This window comes from Paenibacillus litoralis (genome assembly GCF_046244365.1).
Lineage (GTDB): Bacteria > Bacillota > Bacilli > Paenibacillales > NBRC-103111 > Paenibacillus_V.
Window position 1 is genome coordinate 8,099,049 of sequence record NZ_CP176395.1, and the last position, 19,910, is coordinate 8,118,958.

Genomic DNA, 19,910 nt, shown 5'->3' on the forward strand with positions numbered 1-19,910 from the left:
ACCTTTGCCATATTTCCCCGCGCCGATGGGAACAACGGGAAGTATACGGCGCATTCGGCCGGGAATCGTACATAGCAAAAGAAACGATCAAACCACCAGCGAGGTGCTTCTAAAATGACCGCAATGAAATGGGTAAGCGATTCGCGTTCCGTCAATTCCAGCTACGTGCTGCCGCCGGATACGAACAATCACGGGACGCTTTTCGGAGGCAAGCTGATGTCCTATATCGACGACGTCGCCGCACGCGCAGCCATGCGCCATGCGGGGCTGCCGATCGTGACCGCATCGACGGATTCGATCGATTTCCTGCATCCTATCCGCGTCGGACACGAAGTTTTTCTGGAGGCGGTCGTTACGTGGACGAACAAAACGTCCATGGAGGTGTTCGTCAAAGTCATCGGCGAAAATTTGCTGACCGGCGAGCGCATCGTTTGCGCCACATCGTTCCTTACCTATGTCGCGCTCGGGAAAGACGGGCGGCCGACCGACGTTCCGAAGGCGATGCCGCAAACCGAGGAGGAGAAGCTGCTTCACGAATCGGCTCCCGCTCGTGCGGAAGCGCGCCGGCAGCGCCGGGCGGAGAGCAAGCGACTGGCCGAGACGTTCGGCGCCAAGCGGCCATGGGAGCCGAATCCGCATGAGACTAAATAGAGAGGCGAGCGGCATGCAGGATTTTTGCCGGGAGGCTCGAACTACATATAGCCTTGAGTAATCGAATAATGACTAGCATATAGTGGGAGCGGCTGGGCGGATGATTGTTTTTATCGTCAATCCCGTATCCGGGAACGGGCGCGGGAAGAAAGTATGGAAAGAAATTGAACGGGTGCTGCGGCAGCGAAGCATCGGCCATGCCGTTCGGTTTACGACCGGCGCGGGGACTGCCGGAGCGCTGGCCGGCGAGCTGCTGCGAACCGTCCGGCCCGCGGCTGTGATTGCCGTCGGCGGCGACGGCACCGTTCACGAGATCGTGAACGGGCTATGGGGAGCTGCCCGCTCCGGCGGCGCAGACCCAGCCGCGGCTGCAGACGCGGCTTGGCGGTTCGGATACATCCCCGCCGGCTCGGGCAACGACTTCGCCCGCGGTCACGGACTACCGCAGGAGCCGCTAGCCGCGCTTGAGCTTATTTTGGCCGGAACTTCCGTTATCCCGATCGATTTGCTGCTCATGGAAGGCCGGGTTGCCGCCAATTCGATCGGCACGGGCTTGGACGGCCAGGTGGCGCTGGAAACGAACGAGGCCGGCTATAAGAAACTGCTCAACCGGCTTCGCCTCGGCAAGCTTGCTTACGTTCTGGCGCTTGTACGCGTCCTTCTGACTTACCGCCCGTGCGACATGCGGCTGCTGGTGGACGGCCGGACTACGGAGAAATCCCGCGTCTGGCTGATCGCCGTCTGCAACATTCCGCATTACGGCGGAGGGATGATGATCAACCCGGCCGCAAAGCCCGATGACGGCCTAGCGGAAGTCTGCATCGTCAGCGGCATTAGCAGGCTGAAGCTGCTTTTGCTGTTCCCGCTCGTATATTCCGGCAAGCATGTCGGGCATCCGGCCGTCACCTTCCTATCCGGGCGTGCCATCGAGATCGAGTCGTCACGACCCCATGTCGCACATATGGACGGCGAGCTCGCAAGACCCGAACGGATGCGGATCGAAGTGCTGCCAGCCCAGATTTCCGTTATCAAGTAGCGTTTCGCCCGTCTGTTCGAAAGCAAGAATAAAGCCGTCAAACCCGCTTTGTAAGCGGTTTGACGGCTTCTTCTTTTTGAGGACGGGTAAACTATAACGGGATTACACCATGTCTGCGCGTTTAAGGCTGCGTATTCGAAGCAGCTGGTCCGGCAGCCTGAATGGCGATCGAATCCGCGCCGACTTTTACATCGGCCTTCAGAATGTCGGAGAAGAACGCAACCGGCACGAACATCCTGCCGTCCTCACGTATTACCGGCGCTGCCCCCAGGGCGATCGGCGCCATTTTATTGTACGCATACTCATCCTTGTCTACGCGAACGGTCGTCCATTGGGCGCCCTTCGACAGCTCGACGGCTTTCTGCTCGTCGTTCCACGTCAGCTCGTAGCCGAGCGCCTCGGCGATCACCCGCAGCGGCACCAGCGCTTTGCCCGATTGCTCCGGATAGAAGGCGCCGTCTTCCGCACCCAGCTCTTTGCCGTTTACGGCAACCTTGGCCGGCTTCAGCGCCGCATCCGTACTCCCGGCGCCTCCGCCGGCCAGCGGAAACCGGAACTCGGGAAAGCCTGCCGCATAAGGCGCGATTTCGTAAGGCGAGAACACGACGACCGCTTCGCCGTCTTCGATATAGAACAATTGAGCTTCGTCAATGCCGGCGAAATCGTTGGCAAAATAATCGTCCGGATGCTGGGCCATTTCCTGTTTGACGCGATCGTCGACAAGCGCTTTATAGCCGCTGCCGAGCAGATCGCCGAGCGTGATCCGCGCCGCTTCCGCATCGTTCTGCACGTTGTATGTGCTCATGGCCGGCATGCCGTGTGCGCCGCCTGTATAGACGTAGCTGTTCACCGCGAGCGAAAATTTTCCATTGTCCGCTGAGCCTCCGCCTGCGTTCACTTCGTAGCCGATCGTCAGCGAGTAAGGACGGAATTCGTAGCCGCTTTCCTTAGCCGCGGCTGCGTCTTCCTCCGCCTGTTTTTTGAGCTCGTCCAGGCCCGTCATCGCATTGCGCTCCAAAATATCGTTGAGCTGCTCCTCGTAACGCTTGTCCTTGAGCCCGGATACCACCGGAATGTTCAAATCCGCGATATACTGGGAAGTCTCTTCTTTGACTGTCTTGCTTGTCACGCTGACGGCTCCTTCGTTCGCAGCGGAGGCCGGAATCGGCATGCGAAACTCCGGAGTCCCTGAGGAACCGGGGGCGATCTCGTATTTGCCGAATACGATAACGGCGCTGCCCTTTTCGATATAAAAGGACTGGGTTTCGGAGATCCCTTTAAAGCCGTCTTGGAAATAACTTTCCGGTTTTTTGGCAATCTCTTTCCCGATTTCGTAATCGATCGTTTTCTTATAATCGGCGCCGAACAAGCCGCTGAGCTCGATTCTTTTGGCTTCCGTGCGATTGGCGACATTGTAAGTATCGATTCGAGGCATGCCGTTCGCGCCGCCCGTGTATGTATAAGTCGTCACCTTCAAAGAAAACATACCGGCATCGGCCGCACCGCCGGTTGCTTTTACCTCATAGCTGATTTTCAGTTCATACGGGCGTACGGGAAGCCCCGCTTCCTTCGCTTTGACGGCGTCGGCCTTCGCCTGCCGCTTGATGCCTTCCACATCCTTCATCGCGTGACGCTCGAGAATGTCGTTCAGCTCAGCCTCGTACTTCTTATCCTTCAATCCGGCGATAACCGGAATGCTAGCGTCGACGGAAACCTCGTCCGTTTTTTCGTTGACCGTTTTGGCCGAGACCTGCACCTCGTCCTGCTGAACGATTGCGGATATCGGAACCGCCGTTACGTTATACGGAATAGCGTCCGTTTGTTGAGAGCCTTCCGCGAAGGACAGCTGCGTCCCCGAAACGATTAGGCAGCTGCCCGCAATCGACAGCGTGAACATTTTAAAAGATCTTTTCATCAATATCCCTCCCGGTGCGATATGTTTCCATTATAAAGTCGTTCGGTCTGCCCGGGGTTACAATCCGTTTACATTTTCCATGTTGAGACGGCCGGCTTCGGGGTCAAGCTGGGATGATTTCCGCATCGTTAGCGGAGGGAGCTCCATACATTTTCGGGAAAGCGGTGGAACAACCATTATGTTTTGAAGGTCCCCTTGTTTGCGGGCGGTGATTTCCTTTAAGCCCACTAAATGAAAGGGAAAGTGTACGATCATGCTCCCGAGTGAACCTGCGTTCACTATTAGTGAACGCAGGTTCACTATTTCCGCACCATTCCCCCTTTTTCAAGCGGATAGTGAAGCAAATGGGACTATTTGGCCGTGAGGTTCACTATTAGTGAAGTTTTCTTCACTATTTCCAATGGGGGGCGTTTTTGAGCCCGGATAGTGAAGTTAGGTTCAGTATTAGTGAACTTGAGTTCACTAAACGGTCATGACGCCCAGTTTGCGGGGGAGGAGTTGTTTTGGCGGTTTTTTACGGGAGATGGTTAGGCGAACTTAGTTGTGGAGCTGGGATGGCGGCTGTTGCGACTAGTTGTGGAGCTGGTTGGGTGGCCGTACGGCGGTTGTTTGCGGGGCTGGTTGGGCGACTTTTGTGGAGCTGGTTGGGGTGGCTAGTTGTGGAGGTGGTAGAGCGGTTGTTCTGCGGTTGGTTACGGGGTTGGTTGGGCGTTTGTGGAGATGGTAGGGCGCCAGTTCGGCGGTTGGTTGCGGGGTAGGTGGGGCGGCTAGTTGTGGAGTTGGGAGGCAGCGAGTTTGGGGGCTTATTTAGCCACTTTTTTGACGGCTGTTGGGCCGCTGCTGCGAAGTTTTGTGGAACTGGTAGGGCGACAGTTCGGCGGTTGTTTGCGGGGCAGGTTGGGCGGCTAGTTGTGGAGCTGAGAGGCTATTGGGTAGCTGTTGGACGGCTGTCGAGCGGTTGTTGGGCTGCTAGTTATGGAGCTGAGAGGCAGCTGTTGAGCCGTTGTTTGTGAATCGCTATTGGGTAGCTGTTGAGTGGCTGTATGTCGCACTGTCGTGGGGTGCTTTGCGGGGCTCGTTCAACGAAAAAGGCCGTCCCACCGCCATTTTCATGACTTTTGAGACAGCCTCGTCGTAACCTGATACGGAATATGCTGCGGTTTATTTTTTCACCAGCGACTTATAGCTTCCCGGCACGTTGTTCACGGCGATCGAAAACCGGTTCCACCCGTTGATGGCCACGATCATCATGACCAGATCGACATACTGCTTCTCGTCAAAATGCTTCCGCGCTTCCTCGTACACCTCGTCCGGCACTCCGTTCGCCGAGATGAGCGTAACCGCCTCGGTAAGCGCCAAAGCGGCTCTCTCCTCATCGGTATAGAACGGCGACTCGCGCCATGCGGACAGCAAATAAATGCGCTGCTCGGTTTCCCCGTAAGCCCGCGCGTCCTTCGTATGCATGTCGAGGCAGTAAGCGCAGCTGTTGATCTGGGAGGCGCGTATTTTGACCAGCTCGATCAGCGTGTCCGAAAAACCCGTCGTCCGGGTATACGTTCCGAACTGACTCATGATTTGATATACCTCTGGCGCCACTTGATAAAAGTTCACTCTTTGTTTCATCTCGATCTCTCCTTCGTTATCCTGTTTTTGATTCTTGCGCAGGTATAACGAAGGAAGGCGCCCGTTTGTGACAAGAAAACGAAAAGGAAGAAAAAAATAATTTACACTTCCCACTCTTCCCGGAGCTGCCTATACAGCCAGACGAGATAAACCTGATCATGCTCGAGCATATGCAAATCGGCCAGCCCCAGTTTGGTTCGGAAATGCCGGGCGATCGGCGCCCCAAGCTCCACCGCCCTATGCGAGGTCAAATCCGGCAACCGCTCGATATACGCCGACAAAAGCAGCCAATCGTCGTGCCCGACAAGCTGTCTGTCCGTTTCGGACAGCGCCGCATGCGGCAGCGACGGGAGCCATGCCTCCAGCGACCTGTCGACGACGCGCCTTCGCTTCAGGCGATCGCGCTGCTGCTCCACGACCACGATCGTTCCGGCTGCCATATCGCCGATCCGCTTGTCGCGTTTGCTGAAAATCATCACCACCGTACCGAGGAAATACAGGGAAGGCAGCATGTCGAGCAGCCGGAAAAAATTGCGGATCAGCACCGAAAGAAACGTGGCCGATTGTCCGTTTTCCTGGACGACGCGGATGCCGATCCATTTTTTGCCGAGCGTTTGTCCCCCGTTGTAATGCTCCAGTCCGACATAGTACCCGACATTTAACAGGACGAAAAAAAGGATCAAGAAAGCCAGCGCATAATCGTTCGCCCACGAGGCAAGCGAGCTGCCGATCCATTCGGAACCGAAGGCGAGCAGCAGGAGCAGCAGCCCGTTCAAAGCCGCCAGCAGCACGTTGTCGAGGAAATGGGCGATGGCACGCGTCCCGATCCCAGCCGTTTGAAGCTGCAGCTCCACCCGTTCCGGCGTGACGACCGTAAATTGTTTTTCAAAGGGGGCGTTCATGAAATCTCCTCACCGATTCGAAATTATGGTAGCATAAGGAAGAAAGTCAACCGATCCCATGCGTCGTTGTGCCAGGAGACACGCTAACCGCAACATTCGATAACCGTGGCCTAACAGAAACCTCGCGCCCAATCTTGGCGCAGCGGCCTGACAACACGCCAGCAAAAGGAGGCTTCCGATGGATCTCGGCGCATTCACCAGACAGCATAAACCGCTTTGGTCGGAGCTGGAGCAATTGCTCGCCCGCTTCGGAAAGCGAAAAGGCCGCATCGCCGCTGAAGACGTGGACCGGCTAACCGCCTTGTATAAATCCGCTTCGTCCCATCTGGCCGCGCTCCGCACCTACCGGCCTAACGACGAAACGACGCAATACTTGAACCATCTTGTCTCCCGAGCGCACCACGCGATGTACCAGGAGAGCAATAAAAGCTCGGCCCAGCTGCGGCATTTTTTCGGACGCCATCTCATCGGGCTCGTTCGCGAGCGGCGCCTGTTCATTATACTGGCACTCGTTCTGTTTGCGGTAGGAGGCTTATCCGGCTACATAGCGGTTTGGCAGGATCCGGCCAATGCGTATGCCGTTCTTCCTGCAGGCATGGCCGACAGCATCGACCCGGCCAAAACCGAGCTGCCGCGCGGAGACATTCACAGCCCCGTCGTTTCGACGGAGATTATGACCAACAATATTCGTGTGGCCGTCCTCGCCTTCGTAAGCGGGATCACGCTCGGCGTCGGCACCGTCTACCTGATGCTGTATAACGGACTGCTTATCGGTGCGCTGGCCGCGGTATTCATGCACTCCGGCAAAAGCTACGTATTCTGGGCGTACATCCTGCCCCACGGCGTCATCGAGCTGACGGCGATCTTTATCGCCGGCGGAGCCGGTTTCTATATGGCTTACCGGATGATCGTGCCGACGCGCTACTCCCGCAAATACGAGTTCCTGCAGGCGGCCAAGCAATCCGCTCAGCTACTGATCGGCACTATTCCGCTTTTTGTGATCGCAGGAATCATCGAAGGCTACATCACGCCTTCCGTGCTGTCCCTCGAAGTCAAGTACGCCGTCGCAGGAGCCACTCTGCTGCTGCTGGCCGCCTACTACGCCTACGGAATCCGCTCGGCCCGGGCGGCCGAAAGAGAAAACACGGGCTGATCGCCGGAAAGGCTTCATGACGGAGCCGAGGTCGACTGCCAACACATGTCGCCCCACCGCGCGCTGGGAGCTGCGCACGGAGCCGAAGAACAAGATAACCAAGCAGAATCGCTCCCTCCCCCTAGCGCTACCACGCATCCTTCGCCTTCAGATCGAGGTAATGGTTGACCGCGCTTAGCGTATACTGGTCGGCCGGCACATCCAGCACCTGAATCCCGTTAAGCGCCATTTCATGCGCATATTGGCTGCGGTCGCGGCCGAATTTGTGCGCTACGCTCTGGGCGAAAGCCGTGCGGGCGTTCACTGCCTCCGCATGCGCCCAGCGGTGCAGCAGAGGATCCTGCATCGACAGCAGGAGCAGCATATGGCTCCGCCTCAGCTTATGCGCGTAGGCGGCCAGGTCCTGATGATACAAATAGTTTTCCATATCCGAAAAAACCGCGACGAACGAACGCTTCTTCTGTACCCGGAGCAAGTAAGCCAGCGCCATGCCGTAATTCGATTCCACGAATTCGCTTTGCAAATCGTAAGAGGCTTCGACGAGCCGGTTTAAGTGGGCGATTCCTTTGTCCGGCGGCACGTACACCTTCAAGCCCGCGGCGAAGGCAAGCAAGGCGACTTGATCCCCTTGCTTTAACGCAACCGCCGCAAGCGCGAGCGCCGCCTCGAGCGTCCGGTCCAGCTTCGTCTGTCCGTCCAGCTCGATCCCCATCATCCGTCCGCAATCGATCAGCAGCGTCACGGTTTTGCCTTTCTCCGGACGCAGCACGCTTGTCATCAGCTTGCCCGTTCGCGCCGTGGCCCGCCAGTTGACCGTACGCGGATCGTCTCCCTGCACGTAATCGCGAATCGAATCGAAATCGGAGCCGCTGCTCAGCTTTTTGAATATTTTTCGTCCCTCCAGCAAGAGCATGGAAGGAGTCGATTGAAGAATTCCCCGCACCTGCGACAAATCGGGGTAGATATTCACCTCGCCCGGGCATTCGAGCCGTATGAACTTGCGGACGAGCCCCAAACCGCCGGAATACAGCAAAAAAGCGTGATGAAGCTTATACCGGCCGCGTTCCGCGCCCGTTGTCGCGTACGTCAGCATCAGGCTGCGGCCGTTCATTTCGGCGTGAACCGTCGCCTGCCCGAAGCTCACCGGCAAGTCGTCGGTAAACGATACGCGAAGCGATTGCGGAATATCCGCATGAATCGTTACCGTCACGTCGAACGGCTTGCCGATATCGGCTTGCTCCGGCGCAATCCGATCCGCGCGAAACACGCGGTTACGCGGAAGCAGCAAGAAATCGACCGCGGCAAACAACAGTAGAAGCCCGTTCCAAATGAGGAACGCAAAGCGGCCTGCAGACGCCTCAAGCAAGCTCACGGCTGCCGTTACCGGAGCTCCTGCCGCGGCAAGCCATACGAGCCGGGACGTCGGCAGCGCGAACCGGCGGATGAACCGGTCAGCGAGGTACTTGCGCAGAGGCAAGCGCTTCTTGGATGATGACGTCACTTGTTCCGCCCTCCAATTCCGCCTGCGCCGACAGCAGAATGCGGTGCCGCAGAGCGGGACGCGCCACGAGCTTCACATCGTCCGGCGTCACATACGTTCTGCCGTCAAGCAGCGCCCACGCCTTGCTCGCCATCAGCACCGCAATGCCGGCCCGCGGCGAGGCCCCGAGCTGCACCTTCCGCGACTCCCTCGTTCGCCTGACGATAGCCGTTATGTAAGCGAGAACCGAATCCTCTACGACGACGTCCGCGAGCTGCCGCTGCTTCTCGCGCAGCGTTTCGGGAGTCAGCAACGGCTGCAGCGTTTCTTCCCTCTGTTCCCTGTAAGAGCGATGCTGCTTCAGGATATTCCGCTCGCTCGCTTCATCCGGATATTCCAGCACCAGCTTGAACAGAAAGCGGTCGAGCTGCGCCTCCGGCAGCGGATAGGTGCCTTCGTATTCGACCGGGTTTTGCGTTGCGATGACGAAGAACGGGTCCGGCAGCGGATAAGTCGTTCCTTGGATCGTCACTTGCCGCTCTTCCATCGCTTCGAGCAGAGCGGCTTGCGTTTTGGGCCCGGACCGGTTGATTTCGTCGGCCAGCAGCACATTCGTAAAGACGGGACCCTTCACCGTCTGGAATTCGTTGTCGCGCATTTGAAAAATAACGCTCCCGGTAATATCGCTAGGCATCAGGTCCGGCGTAAACTGAATGCGCCGGAAATCGCCGCCCGACAAACCCGCCAGCGTCCGCGCCATTCGGGTTTTGCCGAGGCCCGGCACCCCCTCGAGCAGCACATGGCCGCCGGCCAGCAGCGCCGTCACCAGCAGGCGCAGATTCGGCCCTTGGCCGAGCAAATGCCGTTCCATCGATTGCAGCACGTTATGCAAAGCGAATCACTCCTTCTCCAAATCGGCGATACATTCGCCGTACTCCCGCATGCGCGCCGTAAACTCGCGCGCGCTCACGGTCCCGCCGCGCCCTTCGGGCCGCGCGGCGCCATTCCCCTGCACCGGCTGCGCCAGGTGCAGGAGCCGCTCGAGGCGGCTCGCCCGGTCCGCATCCCAGTGGATGCGGGCGGCGCTTGCCGCCTCTTGCGGAGCAGCGCCGGGCGCAACGCCCCAGCGCTGCCAGAGCAGCTGGCGCAGCCGCTCCGCGCTGTGCGCCAGCGCTTCCGAGCGGAGCTTGCGCCGCTCGTACCAGCCGGCGACGGCGAGCAGCGTCTCGTCGCCGCGCCGCACCGTCCACGCCCGCGGAGCGTGGACGGGCCCGATGCGCTTCGCGCGCATCCACAGCCATAGGGCGAGCGCCAGCGCAAGCTGCGCGCCCGCCGCGAGCAGCCATTCCGGGTAGGCGGCGAGCAGCCCGGGCTTTGTCTGGATGCCATGGTGGTATTCGTCGATCCAGAGCGTATCCCACCGGCGTTCGAACAGCGGCCAGACCAGCTCAAATTGCTTATGCTCCAGCACCTCGCTGTTCAACAGCCAGTTCGGCGCCAGCACGATCGTCAGCGATCCGTCACCGATCGTCTGCCGCGCCCCCACAGCCCCGAGCTCGTCTTCGAGCAGCGTCTCGACGCCGGACGCCTTCTCGAGGCGACGCGCCGAATGGACGACCGCTTCCAGCGGCTCGGCCCCTGCAGCCGTGCCGGTCTTGCGGAGCTGGCGCAGCTCGGCATACGCCTTCCGGTCCGCTGAAGGAGAAGGCACGGGCACCGAACCATTCGCCGCAGCGACTGTCCCGCCTTCCTCGCCGCCAGTCTTCCCGGCACCTTGCGTTCGCCCTTCGGCCATGCCGCCTGCTTCATCGCTTGTCTTGCCTGTGTTCGGCTGAAAACCGGCCCATGCCGGAGGCAGCGAGGTAAACAGCACCACGTCGTTGCCTTGCGCCATCCAGCTTCCTAACGCCTTCAGCTCTTCGTCCGCAAGCTGGGAAGGCTGTATGATCAGAAGCGCTTCGCCGCCGCCGGACGGCAGTCTTTTCATCGGGAGCTCCCAAGTTTTGACCGTCTGTTCTTTCTCCCGCAGCAGCTCGGCGAATGCCTTCGTTCCGTCCAAATCCGCCGAGAACGACAGATAAGGCGCCATATTGGGAGCCTCCGGCTTATAGATGAAATACCCGAAGCCGATAAAAAGCGCGACGCTGACCGCCAAGCCGATATAAGCGTTAGTTCGTTTGCTCATGGCGGCTCGCCTCCGTTTCCCCGACGGTTTCCCGCACCTGCTCGTAAAAAGCGGTCAAGCCCGCCTCATCGATCGGCTCCTTGCCGTACCAGACCCGGTCGAACAGCTTCGCGCTGCCCCGAAATAACGGCACCAGCCCCTCGCGGCTCCGCTGGAGCTCCTCGCCATACTCCCAGTTCGTCTTCCACTTCTCGACAGCGATCCAGCTTCGCTCCTGCATGTAGAAGAGCAGCGCCAAAAACACGTAGCGCACGCCTTCGCGCCAAGCGCCTTCCGCTTTGAGCGTCTCCGCCTTTTGCAAATAGTCGCGATGGGACCAGGTAAGCTCCTCGTCGGTGAGCATCGGCTTGGGCCGGAAGGCTCCTTGCCTGACGAGCTGCTTGGAGAACCAGTAGATCGCCCAAACGAGCAGTCCGAATACGACGACAGCCAAGGCGTACGCAATTGCCGAACCCGCACCGTCGGATACATGAAGCGAAGGGAAGAAGTCAAACAGCTTCTTAAGCCACCGCCCGAACAGCTCCCACAGGCTCGTTCCGCCGCCGCTCTGATCGTATGCCCGGTACTCGTCTCTCTCTAAAATGTCGCGGAGACGCTCCTTATCGTCAGGCACGCTCATCCCTGCTCATCCTTTTTCGGGCCCGCTCCTGCCTCGCCCGCCTTGTTTCCCCCATTGTCCTGCGCCTCGGAGCTCTCGCTCCCGGCTGCAGAGTCGGCAGCGCCCGCTTCGGTCTGACTTTCGGCCGTTTTCGGCTGCCTAGGCTCAAGCCCGGCCTCGGTATTCTTCGTAGCCGTGTCCGCAAGCTCTTCCTGCGCCGCACCTTCATCTTGTCTGCTTGGAGCTGCGGAAGGAGCGTGATCCGGCTGAATGCCGTACACCTTTTGCCCGTAGCCTGTCTGCGCTCGCGATCCAAGCACCCCGTAGACGGGTTCTCCCTGCTCGGTACCGGTGCCTACCGTTTGACGAATCATGGCCTCCAGTCCGAAGCCTTCGCTGCGTACCCGCAGGTCGAAATAGCTCACCGCATACAGCACGACCATAAGCGGCGCAAGCACCGTGTTCACCAGCATCAGCGCCGCTTGCGATACCCAAGCCGGTGCGACAAGCAGCAGAACGACCCCGAACAGCATGCTTAGAATGATCGTTATGATATAAATAATCAGATACATGACAAACATGGTCCCGAACAGCCGCCAGAAGCTTTTGCGCGTCAATCCCCAGCTCCGGCCGAATCCGATCGACTCGTTCTCCAGCGCCGCCAGAGGCAAATAATACATCAAGCGGATGATGAAGAAGGCGGTCAAGATCACCAGACCCAGCATCGCCCCAAAAATCATGATCGCGATAAAAATCCCGCCGCCGATGCCGACGCTTCCGCCCGCAAAGCCCGCCGCCCCGACTACGAGCGTTACCGTCATCGTTACAGCCATAATGGCGATCATAGCTCCGATCGAAATCGCGATCAGAATGAGCCCGAACAGCAGATTGCTGCCGACTAGCGGCCAAAAACGGCGGAACGCCTGCTTTATCGTGTCGCCGATGGAGGGCTCCCCTTGCCCGTTCAAAACGCGGTGAACATAAATCACAACGGAGGCAATGGCGATCGGAATGATTGCGACGACAAACAATATGGAAATAATCGCAAATAGAACGATTTTACCGATCTGGACGCTTGCATCCGTTTCATAGTCGAGTAGACGATTTTCAAACACGCCGGCGTCGAGCCCCGCTCCGTCCCTAACACCCTCCAAGAATGATTGCAAAATAAAAGAATTCCCCGCCATGGCGTCCGGCAGCAACAGCTGCTGCAGGATGTAGAACGGGCCGTAAAACGCGAGTGCAAGCAAAAAAAGCTTAACGAAATGGCGCCGGTAAAACTGGAAGCTGTAATCCAGCATCCGGCCTATCCCCATCGGCTTCCAAGTAACATTCGTCACGGACGTCAAATCGAATCCTCCCGACTCCTCAAATGTAAAACATTGCCTGATTATTATACTATAGAAAGGGTTAGAGCGGACGAAAAAGCGAGTGATCTTCCTTGTCTATGATATCCGCATGTTGCACTAAATGCAGCATTTTCCCGGATTTCGGCAGCCTATCGATTAAATGTTGTACAAAATGCAGGATATTGGACGAAAACGGGCCTAAAACGGTCATATCCGGCCTAAATTGTTGTAAAAAATACAACATCACTCCCCAATACCAGCCGATCTGCTCCGAAATGTTGTAAAATCTGCAACACTTGATCCCTCTGCTTGTTGGCAGCGAATGATTTGACGCTCGCTCCATCCCTTCATCCGTTAAAAAAGCCCCAAAACCGGTATAAGCGGTTTTGAGGCTCTGCATCGCATCCTGCGATGCTAGTCTACTTGTGTTTATTGAGCTTAATCTCCGGCTCCCGGTACGCCTTCCTGCCGTTTCCGCACACGCCTGCCCACCTGCTTCCGCGAGCTGTCCGCAGCGCTAACCGGCTCGCGAAAACCCTCCAGGCTTTACTCCAGCTCCTGGTACGCCTTCCTGCCGTTCCCGCGTACGCCCGCTTCCGCGAGCTGGCCGTAGCCGCTGACCGGCTCGCGGACGCCGTCGACCGCCGGGTCGACATAGCGCACGAACCATTGTTCCAGCTGCGCTTTCATCGCTTCCCGCGTTTCGCGGTGCTCCGGCGCGTCGATCAGATTCGCCGCCTCGTCCGGGTCGCCGGCCAAATGGTACAGCTCATGCGGCCCATACGGATACCGGTGAACGTATTTCCATTCCTTGCTGCGGATCATTCGCACCGGGCCGTACTCGTCGTAGATGACGACGTTCTCCCGTTCGGCGGATGCTTCGCCCAAGAGCTGCGGCAGGAAGCTGCGTCCCGGCAAGCCGTCGGCAGCCGGACTAGACAGCCCGGCATAAGCGAGCAGCGTCGGCATAAAGTCGTAGCCGCTCGCCATCGTCTCCGACACGGCGCCCTGCGGAATGCGCCCCGGCTGGCTGAAAATGGCCGGCACTTTGACGGACGTATCGTACATGTTTTGCGGGAAGGTCCCGTTCCCTTTGCCGAACACCCCGTGATGGCCGAAATTAAAGCCGTTGTCGCCCATAAACACGACCAGCGTGTCGTCCGTCAAGCCTTGCACCTCCAGCTTGTCGAGGATGCGGCCGATATTCGCGTCCATCGCCGTTATCGACGCATAATAGCCGCGCATGTTCTCAAGCGGCTTATCCTCGCCCGGCGCCGTCTTGATCAGCCATGGGTGCCTCGGCGTATCGAGCGGGCACGACTCGCCCGGACAGTCGGCGTACAGATCGAGAACCTCCTGCGGATGGTTGCCGTTCAGCCAAGGGCTGTGCGGTGCGGTATAATGGACGCTCAAATAGAACGGGCGTCCTTCCCCCGCGTCCGCCTGCCGGTCGAGAAAAGCCAGAGCGTCGTCGGTGATGACGTCGGTCACGTAAGCCGGCTCATTATACAGCCTCCCGTCCCGGATCATCGGGGCGTTGTAGTACGGGCTGCCGCCGGTTTGATGCACGAACCAGTGCGTGAATCCCTTCTGCGGCTTGACGCTGTCGCCGAGATGCCATTTGCCGCTCAGGCCGCAGACGTAGCCGTTGTCCGCCAGCACCTCCGTATAAGCCGGCTGGCCGGCCAAATATTCGATCGCGTCCGGCCCCACGCTGCCCGCGCGAATCCAATCATGCACGCCGTGCTGCGACGGAATGCGGCCGGTAAACAGCGAAGCCCGCGCCGGTGAGCATACCGGAGACGTGCAGAAGAAGTTGTCAAACCGGACGCCCCTAGCCGCCAGCCGGTCCAGATTCGGCGTCTTTACTTCGGCGTTGCCTGCGCAGCCCATCGCCCAAGCGCCCTGATCGTCGGATAAAATAAATACGATATTCGGTCGTTTCGTTCTTGCTTCTCCCATGAAAACCGCCTCCGTTATTCATTTAGTACGGCACAACGCCGTCCGCTAGCGCCGATCGCTTCGTCCTGCGCACAGGGAACGGCCGGACGCTATAGCGCAATCCGGCCTGATTTACCCTTTGTTATGGTTTTTTGAAACCGCCGCGCATCCTAGCGGTGCGTGCGTCGATCCCCATCGACCGGCTCCGCCAACCTTGCTCCCTCACTGCGTCCAAGCGCTCGCGGACGGTTATTTTTTCTCTTTGTAGGCGGCGTTGACTTCCTCGAGAATTTTACTGCCGCCCTGCTCGCGCCATTTTTTGCCCAGCTCGGCAATGCCGGTGTCGACGTCCATTTTTCCGATCATCATGTTCGTAAAATATTGGTAGTACAGCTCGTTCACGACCCCATTGAATTCCGTTTCCGCCTTGGTCGTCACGTTAACGAGGTTAGGCTTCATGTTCTCCGTCGCCAGGCGCACCGAATCTTTCGCCCGGTCGGCCTGCGGCTCGGTTTGCGGCAAATAGTTCTCGGTAAGCGGCCAAACGACGCTGCCCCAGGCAAGCGGATGCGCCCAGCCGTTAGAGGCGAAGCTGTCCTTCGCGCGCTCTTCTTCGTTATACGTGATTTTGTCGCCCTGCTTCGTATAGTGAACACCTTCGAAGCCGAGCTCGAGCAGCTCGCGGCCTTCCTTGGACAGCATGAATTCGATGAACTTGGCCGCCTTTTCCGGGTTTTTGGAGCCCTTCGTAATGGCGGTGAATAGGCCTGATTTCGGCGTCGCGCTCATCCCGCGTTTGCCATCCTGACCGGCCGGCGGCGCCGTAAAACCCAGCTTCCCGCTCGGATTCACCTTCTGAAGGCTCGTTTCCAGCCTGTTGACGTGGCGGAATAATGCCGCATCCATAAAGCCGACCTTGCCCTGATAGAACTTCTGCTCCTTCATCTGCGTATCGTTGAGCATGTACTCCGGCTCGATCAGCTTTTCGTCCCACAGCTTTTTCAGGTATGTCATCCCTCTTTTGAAGGCGGGATGCTCGAATTTCGGAATGACGGAGCCCTTCTCGTCGAGCGCCCAGTCCCCGTTCGGCATGCCGTTCGCGTAGAAGATGAAATCGAAGGTCGGCACATTGGACCCGCTCTTCGCCGATGTCAGTCCGAACGTATCGTTCTTGCCGTTGCCGTCAGGATCCTTCGTAGCAATCGCTTTCAGTGTCTCGTAAAACTCGTCGAGCGTCTGCGGCGGCTTGAGGCCCAGCTTCTCCAGCCAGTCGGCCCGGTATACGATGTTCATGTTCGAGCGTTCCTCAATAAACGGATAACCGTAATATTTGCCGTTCACCGCCGTCCAGGACAGGCTGCTCTCCAGCTTCTTCTTCACCGTCGGCATATCCTTCAAATAATCGTTGATCGGCACGACGATGCCTTCGTTAATCCATTGGCTAAGCGAGTTCGTCGGATAGTTGATCGTCAGGACATCCGGATAGTCGCCCGTCGCCATGGCCACGTTGACTTTATCGTAAGAGCCTTCGGGAACGATCTTCAGAACGAGCTCGATGCCGAGCCTCTTATTGATTTCGGCGATGATGCGGTCATTTCCTTTCAGGTTGGCAGCCGCCTGGTCGCCGGTCGTCATGAAGACGAGCTTATAAGGCTTTTCGTCCGTCTGGCCTTGCTTGGAATCCGCCGATGCGCCCTCCTTCGCCTTCCCGCACGCCGATACTAGCGTAAATGCCATGGATGCGCTCAGAAGCAGCGCCGCTGATTTCTTAACTTTGTTCAAGTGAGAAACCTCCCTTTTGTTATTATATCGCAACGCGTTTTCGAAACGAAAACGCAGCCGATACTCCGGTTACTCCTTTACGGCGCCCAGCATGACGCCCTGCGAAAAGAAACGCTGAAAGAACGGGTAAATAAGCATGACCGGAATCGTTGCGACCATGATCGTCGCCATTTTGATCGACTGGCCGAGCAGGAACGGGCTGTCCGAGCCGCCCTGGTAGCTGGCCGCGTTCTCGACAAGCATCGAGCGCAGGAATAACTGCATCGGCCAGGCGTCCTTGTCTGTGATGTACATAACCGCCGCGAAAAACTCGTTCCACCGCGCCACCGCATAAAACAAGCTGATCGTCGCGATCGCCGGCATCGACAGCGGAATGACGATCCGGAACAAAATGCCGACGTCGGTGCAGCCGTCCATTTTGGCCGCCTCCTCCAAGCTCTCCGGCATGCCGAGAAAAAAGTTGCGCATAATGATCAGGTTATACGTGTTCAAAGCCATCGGGATGATCAGCGCCCAGACCGAGTTCATCAACCCGACTTGCTTGACGGCCATGTAAGTCGGGATGAGACCGCCGTTAAAAAGCATCGTGAACACGATCAAAAACATGATGGTTCGCGTGCCCTTCAGATGGCGTTTCGATAGGGCATAGGCGGCAAGTATCGTAAGCAGCATGCTGACCGCCGTCCCGACGACCGTCACGAAAATGCTGACCCGGTACGACGACCACAATTCGTCCATTTTGAACAGATGGCGGTAGGCCTCGAACGTGATGGTTTTCGGGAATAGATGAATGTTCGTCGCCATGCTTTCCTTCAGCGGTGTAATCGAAACGATCAGCGAATCCCAGAACGGGTACAGCGTCGTTAGCGTCACGAGCGCAAGCAGCGTATAGTTCAGCGTCTGAAAGGCAGCGCCTCCCAAGCTCGTTTTGTGCATCGTATATCCCCCTTTTGCCGGGTTAATCCCGTTAATAAACGCCCTGCTCGCCCATCATGCGAGCCAGCTTGTTGGCTACGATGAGCAGCACGAAATTGATCGCCGATTTGAATAATCCGACAGCCGCAGCCAGACTGAAGCGTCCTTCGGTCAAACCGATCCGGTAAACGTAAGTGTCGATAATATCCGAAACACTGTACACGCCCGTATGGTACAAGACGAAAATTTGCTCGAAGCCGGCCTCCATCATGCTTCCGATACGGAGCAGCAGCAGGATGACGATCGTGCTGCGGATACACGGAAGCGTAATGTGCCAGATGCGGTGCCACCGGTTGGCGCCGTCCATGACGGCCGCCTCGTACAGCTGCGGATTGACGCCTGCAAGCGCTGCCATATAAATGATCGTGTTCCAGCCGAACTCCTTCCAGATCATCGACCAGACCAGCGTGCTGCGAAAATGGCTGTCGTCGCTCAGAAACCCGACCGGGCTTCCCCCCAGCGATTCGATCACCTTATTGACGACGCCGCCGTCCGTGGACAGCAGATTCACTAGTAAACCGCCAAGAATGACCCATGAAATGAAGTGCGGCAGGTAGATGACGGTCTGCACCGTCCGTTTGAACACCCGATTCATGATCTCGTGCAGCAGAAGCGCTACGACGATCGGAGCCGGAAAGCCGAAGACGAGCCGGTAAAAGCTGATGACGACCGTATTCCAGAACACCGACCAAAACTTATCGAGCTCGAACAAATACGTAAAATGCTTCGTCCCGACCCACGGGCTGCCCAAAATACCTTTCGTAATATTAAAATCCTTGAACGCGATGATCGCCCCGTACATCGGGTAATAATGAAAGACCGCATAAAAAACGAGCGCAGGCAGCAGCATCAAATACAGGTAACGATTTGCGCGGACGTACTGCCAAACCTTGCCGAAAGCCATCGTGTCGAGCCCCCTTTTTCAACTTGCGCATGTGTCGCGATACCGGCTATTCCGCCGTTTTGGAAACGCTTCAGCATGCCGGCAAGCAGTCGATCCCAGCTGACAGATACCGTAAACCGCCATATCTAAAGCGTATTTTCAGCATACGAAGGGCGGGAACGACCGACAAGATTCGGAATCGGAAAACGGTTTCATTATCGGATTTCAGCCAGGTATCATTTTCTCGGATTGGCATCAAATGCGGAGAAACGGCCGGTTTTGGGGTGGAGATACCGCCTTATGTCATTTACAAAAATAACGATTGACAAAAAATAGGGGCTCGAATAGAATATGTATTATACGAATAAGTTAGTTAGTTATATAAAGTAAGTTAATAATGGGAGGTAGTTTCCAATGGCAAACACGAAATGGGCAGTCGATCCTACGCACAGCAGTCTTGATTTCTCCGTTAAGCACATGATGATCGCCAAAGTAAAAGGCACGTTCCATGCATTCGAAGCACAAATCGAAGCTGACCCTAGCGATCTGACGTCCGCCTCCATCCGCTTTGACATCGACTTGAACAGCATCGATACGAAGAACAGCGACCGCGACGCGCATCTGCGTTCCGCCGATTTCTTCGAAATCGAAAAATATCCGAAGCTGACGTTCGTTGCGACTTCGATCGAGAAATCCGGAAACGGCGAATACGACGTTACCGGCGATGTTTCGCTACACGGCGTTACGCGCTCCGAAACGTTCTCCGTTTCGTTCGAAGGCGCAGGCAAAGATCCTTGGGGCAACGAAAAAGCGGGCTTCAGCGCAACGGGCAGCCTCAAACGGAGCGACTACGGCCTCACGTACAACGCTGTGCTTGAAACCGGCGGCGTATTGATCGGCGACGAAGTGAAAATTTCGATCGAAATCGAAGCAGCCAAGCAAGCGTAAGCATCAATAATGAAAAACGGCATCGCTGGAGCAGTCCAGCCGATGCCGTTTTCTTTTATTTTGGGTGCGCCGGAGCATACTAACAGGCAAAGGAGGCTGGTCATGAACGAGGATTCGGTTGTGCAACGCAACGGCCTTTCAAACCGGCATATAGGCTCGGAAATAGCGGACTTTGGGGGCGTTATGATGGAGCCGATGCCGGGACAGAGGGGCTTTGCGGATTTTGAGGGCGTTATGATGGAGCCGATGCCGGGACAGAGGGGCTTTGCGGATTTTGAGGGCGTTATTCCGACCCTTCCAGCACGTCTATGCGGAATTCGCCTCGGATAAGACCCTCATAGTCCGCTATATGCTCCGTCACTCGCGAGACGGTCTTTTTAACGCCTCGAAAATCCTTTATTTCGGTAAGAGGGCTGATCGTCCCATCAGTGAAAATCGATGAGCTTGGAGCTGAAACTCGCGCCGGTAATCTTCCGCTGCCGTATCTCC

At 57.3% G+C, this 19,910-nt stretch carries 18 protein-coding genes; 5 read left to right on the plus strand and 13 right to left on the minus strand.

The genetic code is table 11. The features are described from left to right. The first annotated feature begins 114 nt into the window (after positions 1 to 114). Complete coding sequence (locus tag ACKGJP_RS34005) at positions 115 to 651, plus strand: acyl-CoA thioesterase (RefSeq protein ID WP_409343153.1); 537 nt, start codon at positions 115 to 117, stop codon at positions 649 to 651. A gap of 100 nt (positions 652 to 751) precedes the next feature. Continuing rightward, complete coding sequence (locus tag ACKGJP_RS34010) at positions 752 to 1,687, plus strand: diacylglycerol/lipid kinase family protein (protein ID WP_409343154.1); 936 nt, start codon at positions 752 to 754, stop codon at positions 1,685 to 1,687. 121 nt (positions 1,688 to 1,808) lie between these two features. On the opposite strand, the gene ACKGJP_RS34015 is transcribed toward ACKGJP_RS34010, so the two are convergent. From ACKGJP_RS34015 to ACKGJP_RS34025, 3 genes are all read right to left on the minus strand, one after another. Beyond that, positions 1,809 to 3,602 carry a PdaC/SigV domain-containing protein gene (locus ACKGJP_RS34015; RefSeq protein ID WP_409343155.1) on the minus strand — a complete coding sequence of 598 codons (1,794 nt, stop codon included), beginning with the start codon at positions 3,600 to 3,602 and terminating at the stop codon, positions 1,809 to 1,811. Positions 3,603 to 4,763: 1,161 nt separating this feature from the next. Beyond that, complete coding sequence (locus tag ACKGJP_RS34020; protein ID WP_409343156.1) at positions 4,764 to 5,225, minus strand: carboxymuconolactone decarboxylase family protein; 462 nt, start codon at positions 5,223 to 5,225, stop codon at positions 4,764 to 4,766. Positions 5,226 to 5,326: 101 nt separating this feature from the next. Continuing rightward, the gene (locus ACKGJP_RS34025) at positions 5,327 to 6,127 is read right to left on the minus strand and encodes an RDD family protein (RefSeq protein WP_409343157.1); all 801 of its coding nucleotides are present in this window, start codon (positions 6,125 to 6,127) and stop codon (positions 5,327 to 5,329) included. Positions 6,128 to 6,305: 178 nt separating this feature from the next. Here ACKGJP_RS34025 and ACKGJP_RS34030 point away from each other — a divergent pair, with 178 nt between their 5' ends. After that, positions 6,306 to 7,280 carry a stage II sporulation protein M gene (locus ACKGJP_RS34030; RefSeq protein ID WP_409343158.1) on the plus strand — a complete coding sequence of 325 codons (975 nt, stop codon included), beginning with the start codon at positions 6,306 to 6,308 and terminating at the stop codon, positions 7,278 to 7,280. 127 nt (positions 7,281 to 7,407) lie between these two features. On the opposite strand, the gene ACKGJP_RS34035 is transcribed toward ACKGJP_RS34030, so the two are convergent. The 10 genes from ACKGJP_RS34035 to ACKGJP_RS34080 all read right to left on the minus strand — a co-directional run bounded on the left by ACKGJP_RS34035 (position 7,408) and on the right by ACKGJP_RS34080 (position 18,494). Continuing rightward, positions 7,408 to 8,781 carry a DUF58 domain-containing protein gene (locus ACKGJP_RS34035; protein ID WP_409343159.1) on the minus strand — a complete coding sequence of 458 codons (1,374 nt, stop codon included), beginning with the start codon at positions 8,779 to 8,781 and terminating at the stop codon, positions 7,408 to 7,410. Next, the gene (locus ACKGJP_RS34040) at positions 8,732 to 9,631 is read right to left on the minus strand and encodes an AAA family ATPase (protein WP_409347336.1); all 900 of its coding nucleotides are present in this window, start codon (positions 9,629 to 9,631) and stop codon (positions 8,732 to 8,734) included. The genes ACKGJP_RS34035 and ACKGJP_RS34040 overlap by 50 nt, the downstream gene beginning before the upstream one ends. Positions 9,632 to 9,658: 27 nt before the next feature. Next, a complete protein-coding gene (locus tag ACKGJP_RS34045) occupies positions 9,659 to 10,945 on the minus strand; it encodes a DUF4350 domain-containing protein (RefSeq protein ID WP_409343160.1) in 1,287 nt (428 codons plus the stop codon). Next, positions 10,929 to 11,564, minus strand: coding sequence for a DUF4129 domain-containing protein (locus ACKGJP_RS34050; protein WP_409343161.1), 636 nt, complete (start codon positions 11,562 to 11,564; stop codon positions 10,929 to 10,931). Before ACKGJP_RS34050 ends, ACKGJP_RS34045 begins: the two co-directional genes overlap by 17 nt. After that, positions 11,561 to 12,892, minus strand: coding sequence for a hypothetical protein (locus ACKGJP_RS34055; protein WP_409343162.1), 1,332 nt, complete (start codon positions 12,890 to 12,892; stop codon positions 11,561 to 11,563). Before ACKGJP_RS34055 ends, ACKGJP_RS34050 begins: the two co-directional genes overlap by 4 nt. Positions 12,893 to 12,953: 61 nt before the next feature. Further along, positions 12,954 to 13,292: a hypothetical protein gene (locus tag ACKGJP_RS34060; RefSeq protein ID WP_409343163.1), complete on the minus strand. Its 339-nt coding sequence runs from the start codon at positions 13,290 to 13,292 to the stop codon at positions 12,954 to 12,956. Between the two features lie 146 nt (positions 13,293 to 13,438). Next, positions 13,439 to 14,854, minus strand: a complete 1,416-nt coding sequence (locus ACKGJP_RS34065) for a sulfatase-like hydrolase/transferase (RefSeq protein ID WP_409343164.1) — start codon at positions 14,852 to 14,854, stop codon at positions 13,439 to 13,441. Between the two features lie 228 nt (positions 14,855 to 15,082). After that, a complete protein-coding gene (locus tag ACKGJP_RS34070; protein WP_409343165.1) occupies positions 15,083 to 16,615 on the minus strand; it encodes an extracellular solute-binding protein in 1,533 nt (510 codons plus the stop codon). Between the two features lie 69 nt (positions 16,616 to 16,684). Then, positions 16,685 to 17,551, minus strand: a complete 867-nt coding sequence (locus ACKGJP_RS34075; protein WP_409343166.1) for a carbohydrate ABC transporter permease — start codon at positions 17,549 to 17,551, stop codon at positions 16,685 to 16,687. Positions 17,552 to 17,582: 31 nt separating this feature from the next. Then, complete coding sequence (locus tag ACKGJP_RS34080; protein ID WP_409343167.1) at positions 17,583 to 18,494, minus strand: ABC transporter permease; 912 nt, start codon at positions 18,492 to 18,494, stop codon at positions 17,583 to 17,585. A 393-nt stretch (positions 18,495 to 18,887) separates the two neighbouring features. Here ACKGJP_RS34080 and ACKGJP_RS34085 point away from each other — a divergent pair, with 393 nt between their 5' ends. After that, on the plus strand, positions 18,888 to 19,421 hold the full coding sequence (locus tag ACKGJP_RS34085) for a YceI family protein (RefSeq protein WP_409343168.1): 534 nt from the start codon (positions 18,888 to 18,890) through the stop codon (positions 19,419 to 19,421). 102 nt (positions 19,422 to 19,523) lie between these two features. Continuing rightward, positions 19,524 to 19,751: a hypothetical protein gene (locus tag ACKGJP_RS34090; protein WP_409343169.1), complete on the plus strand. Its 228-nt coding sequence runs from the start codon at positions 19,524 to 19,526 to the stop codon at positions 19,749 to 19,751. Positions 19,752 to 19,910 lie beyond the last annotated feature (159 nt).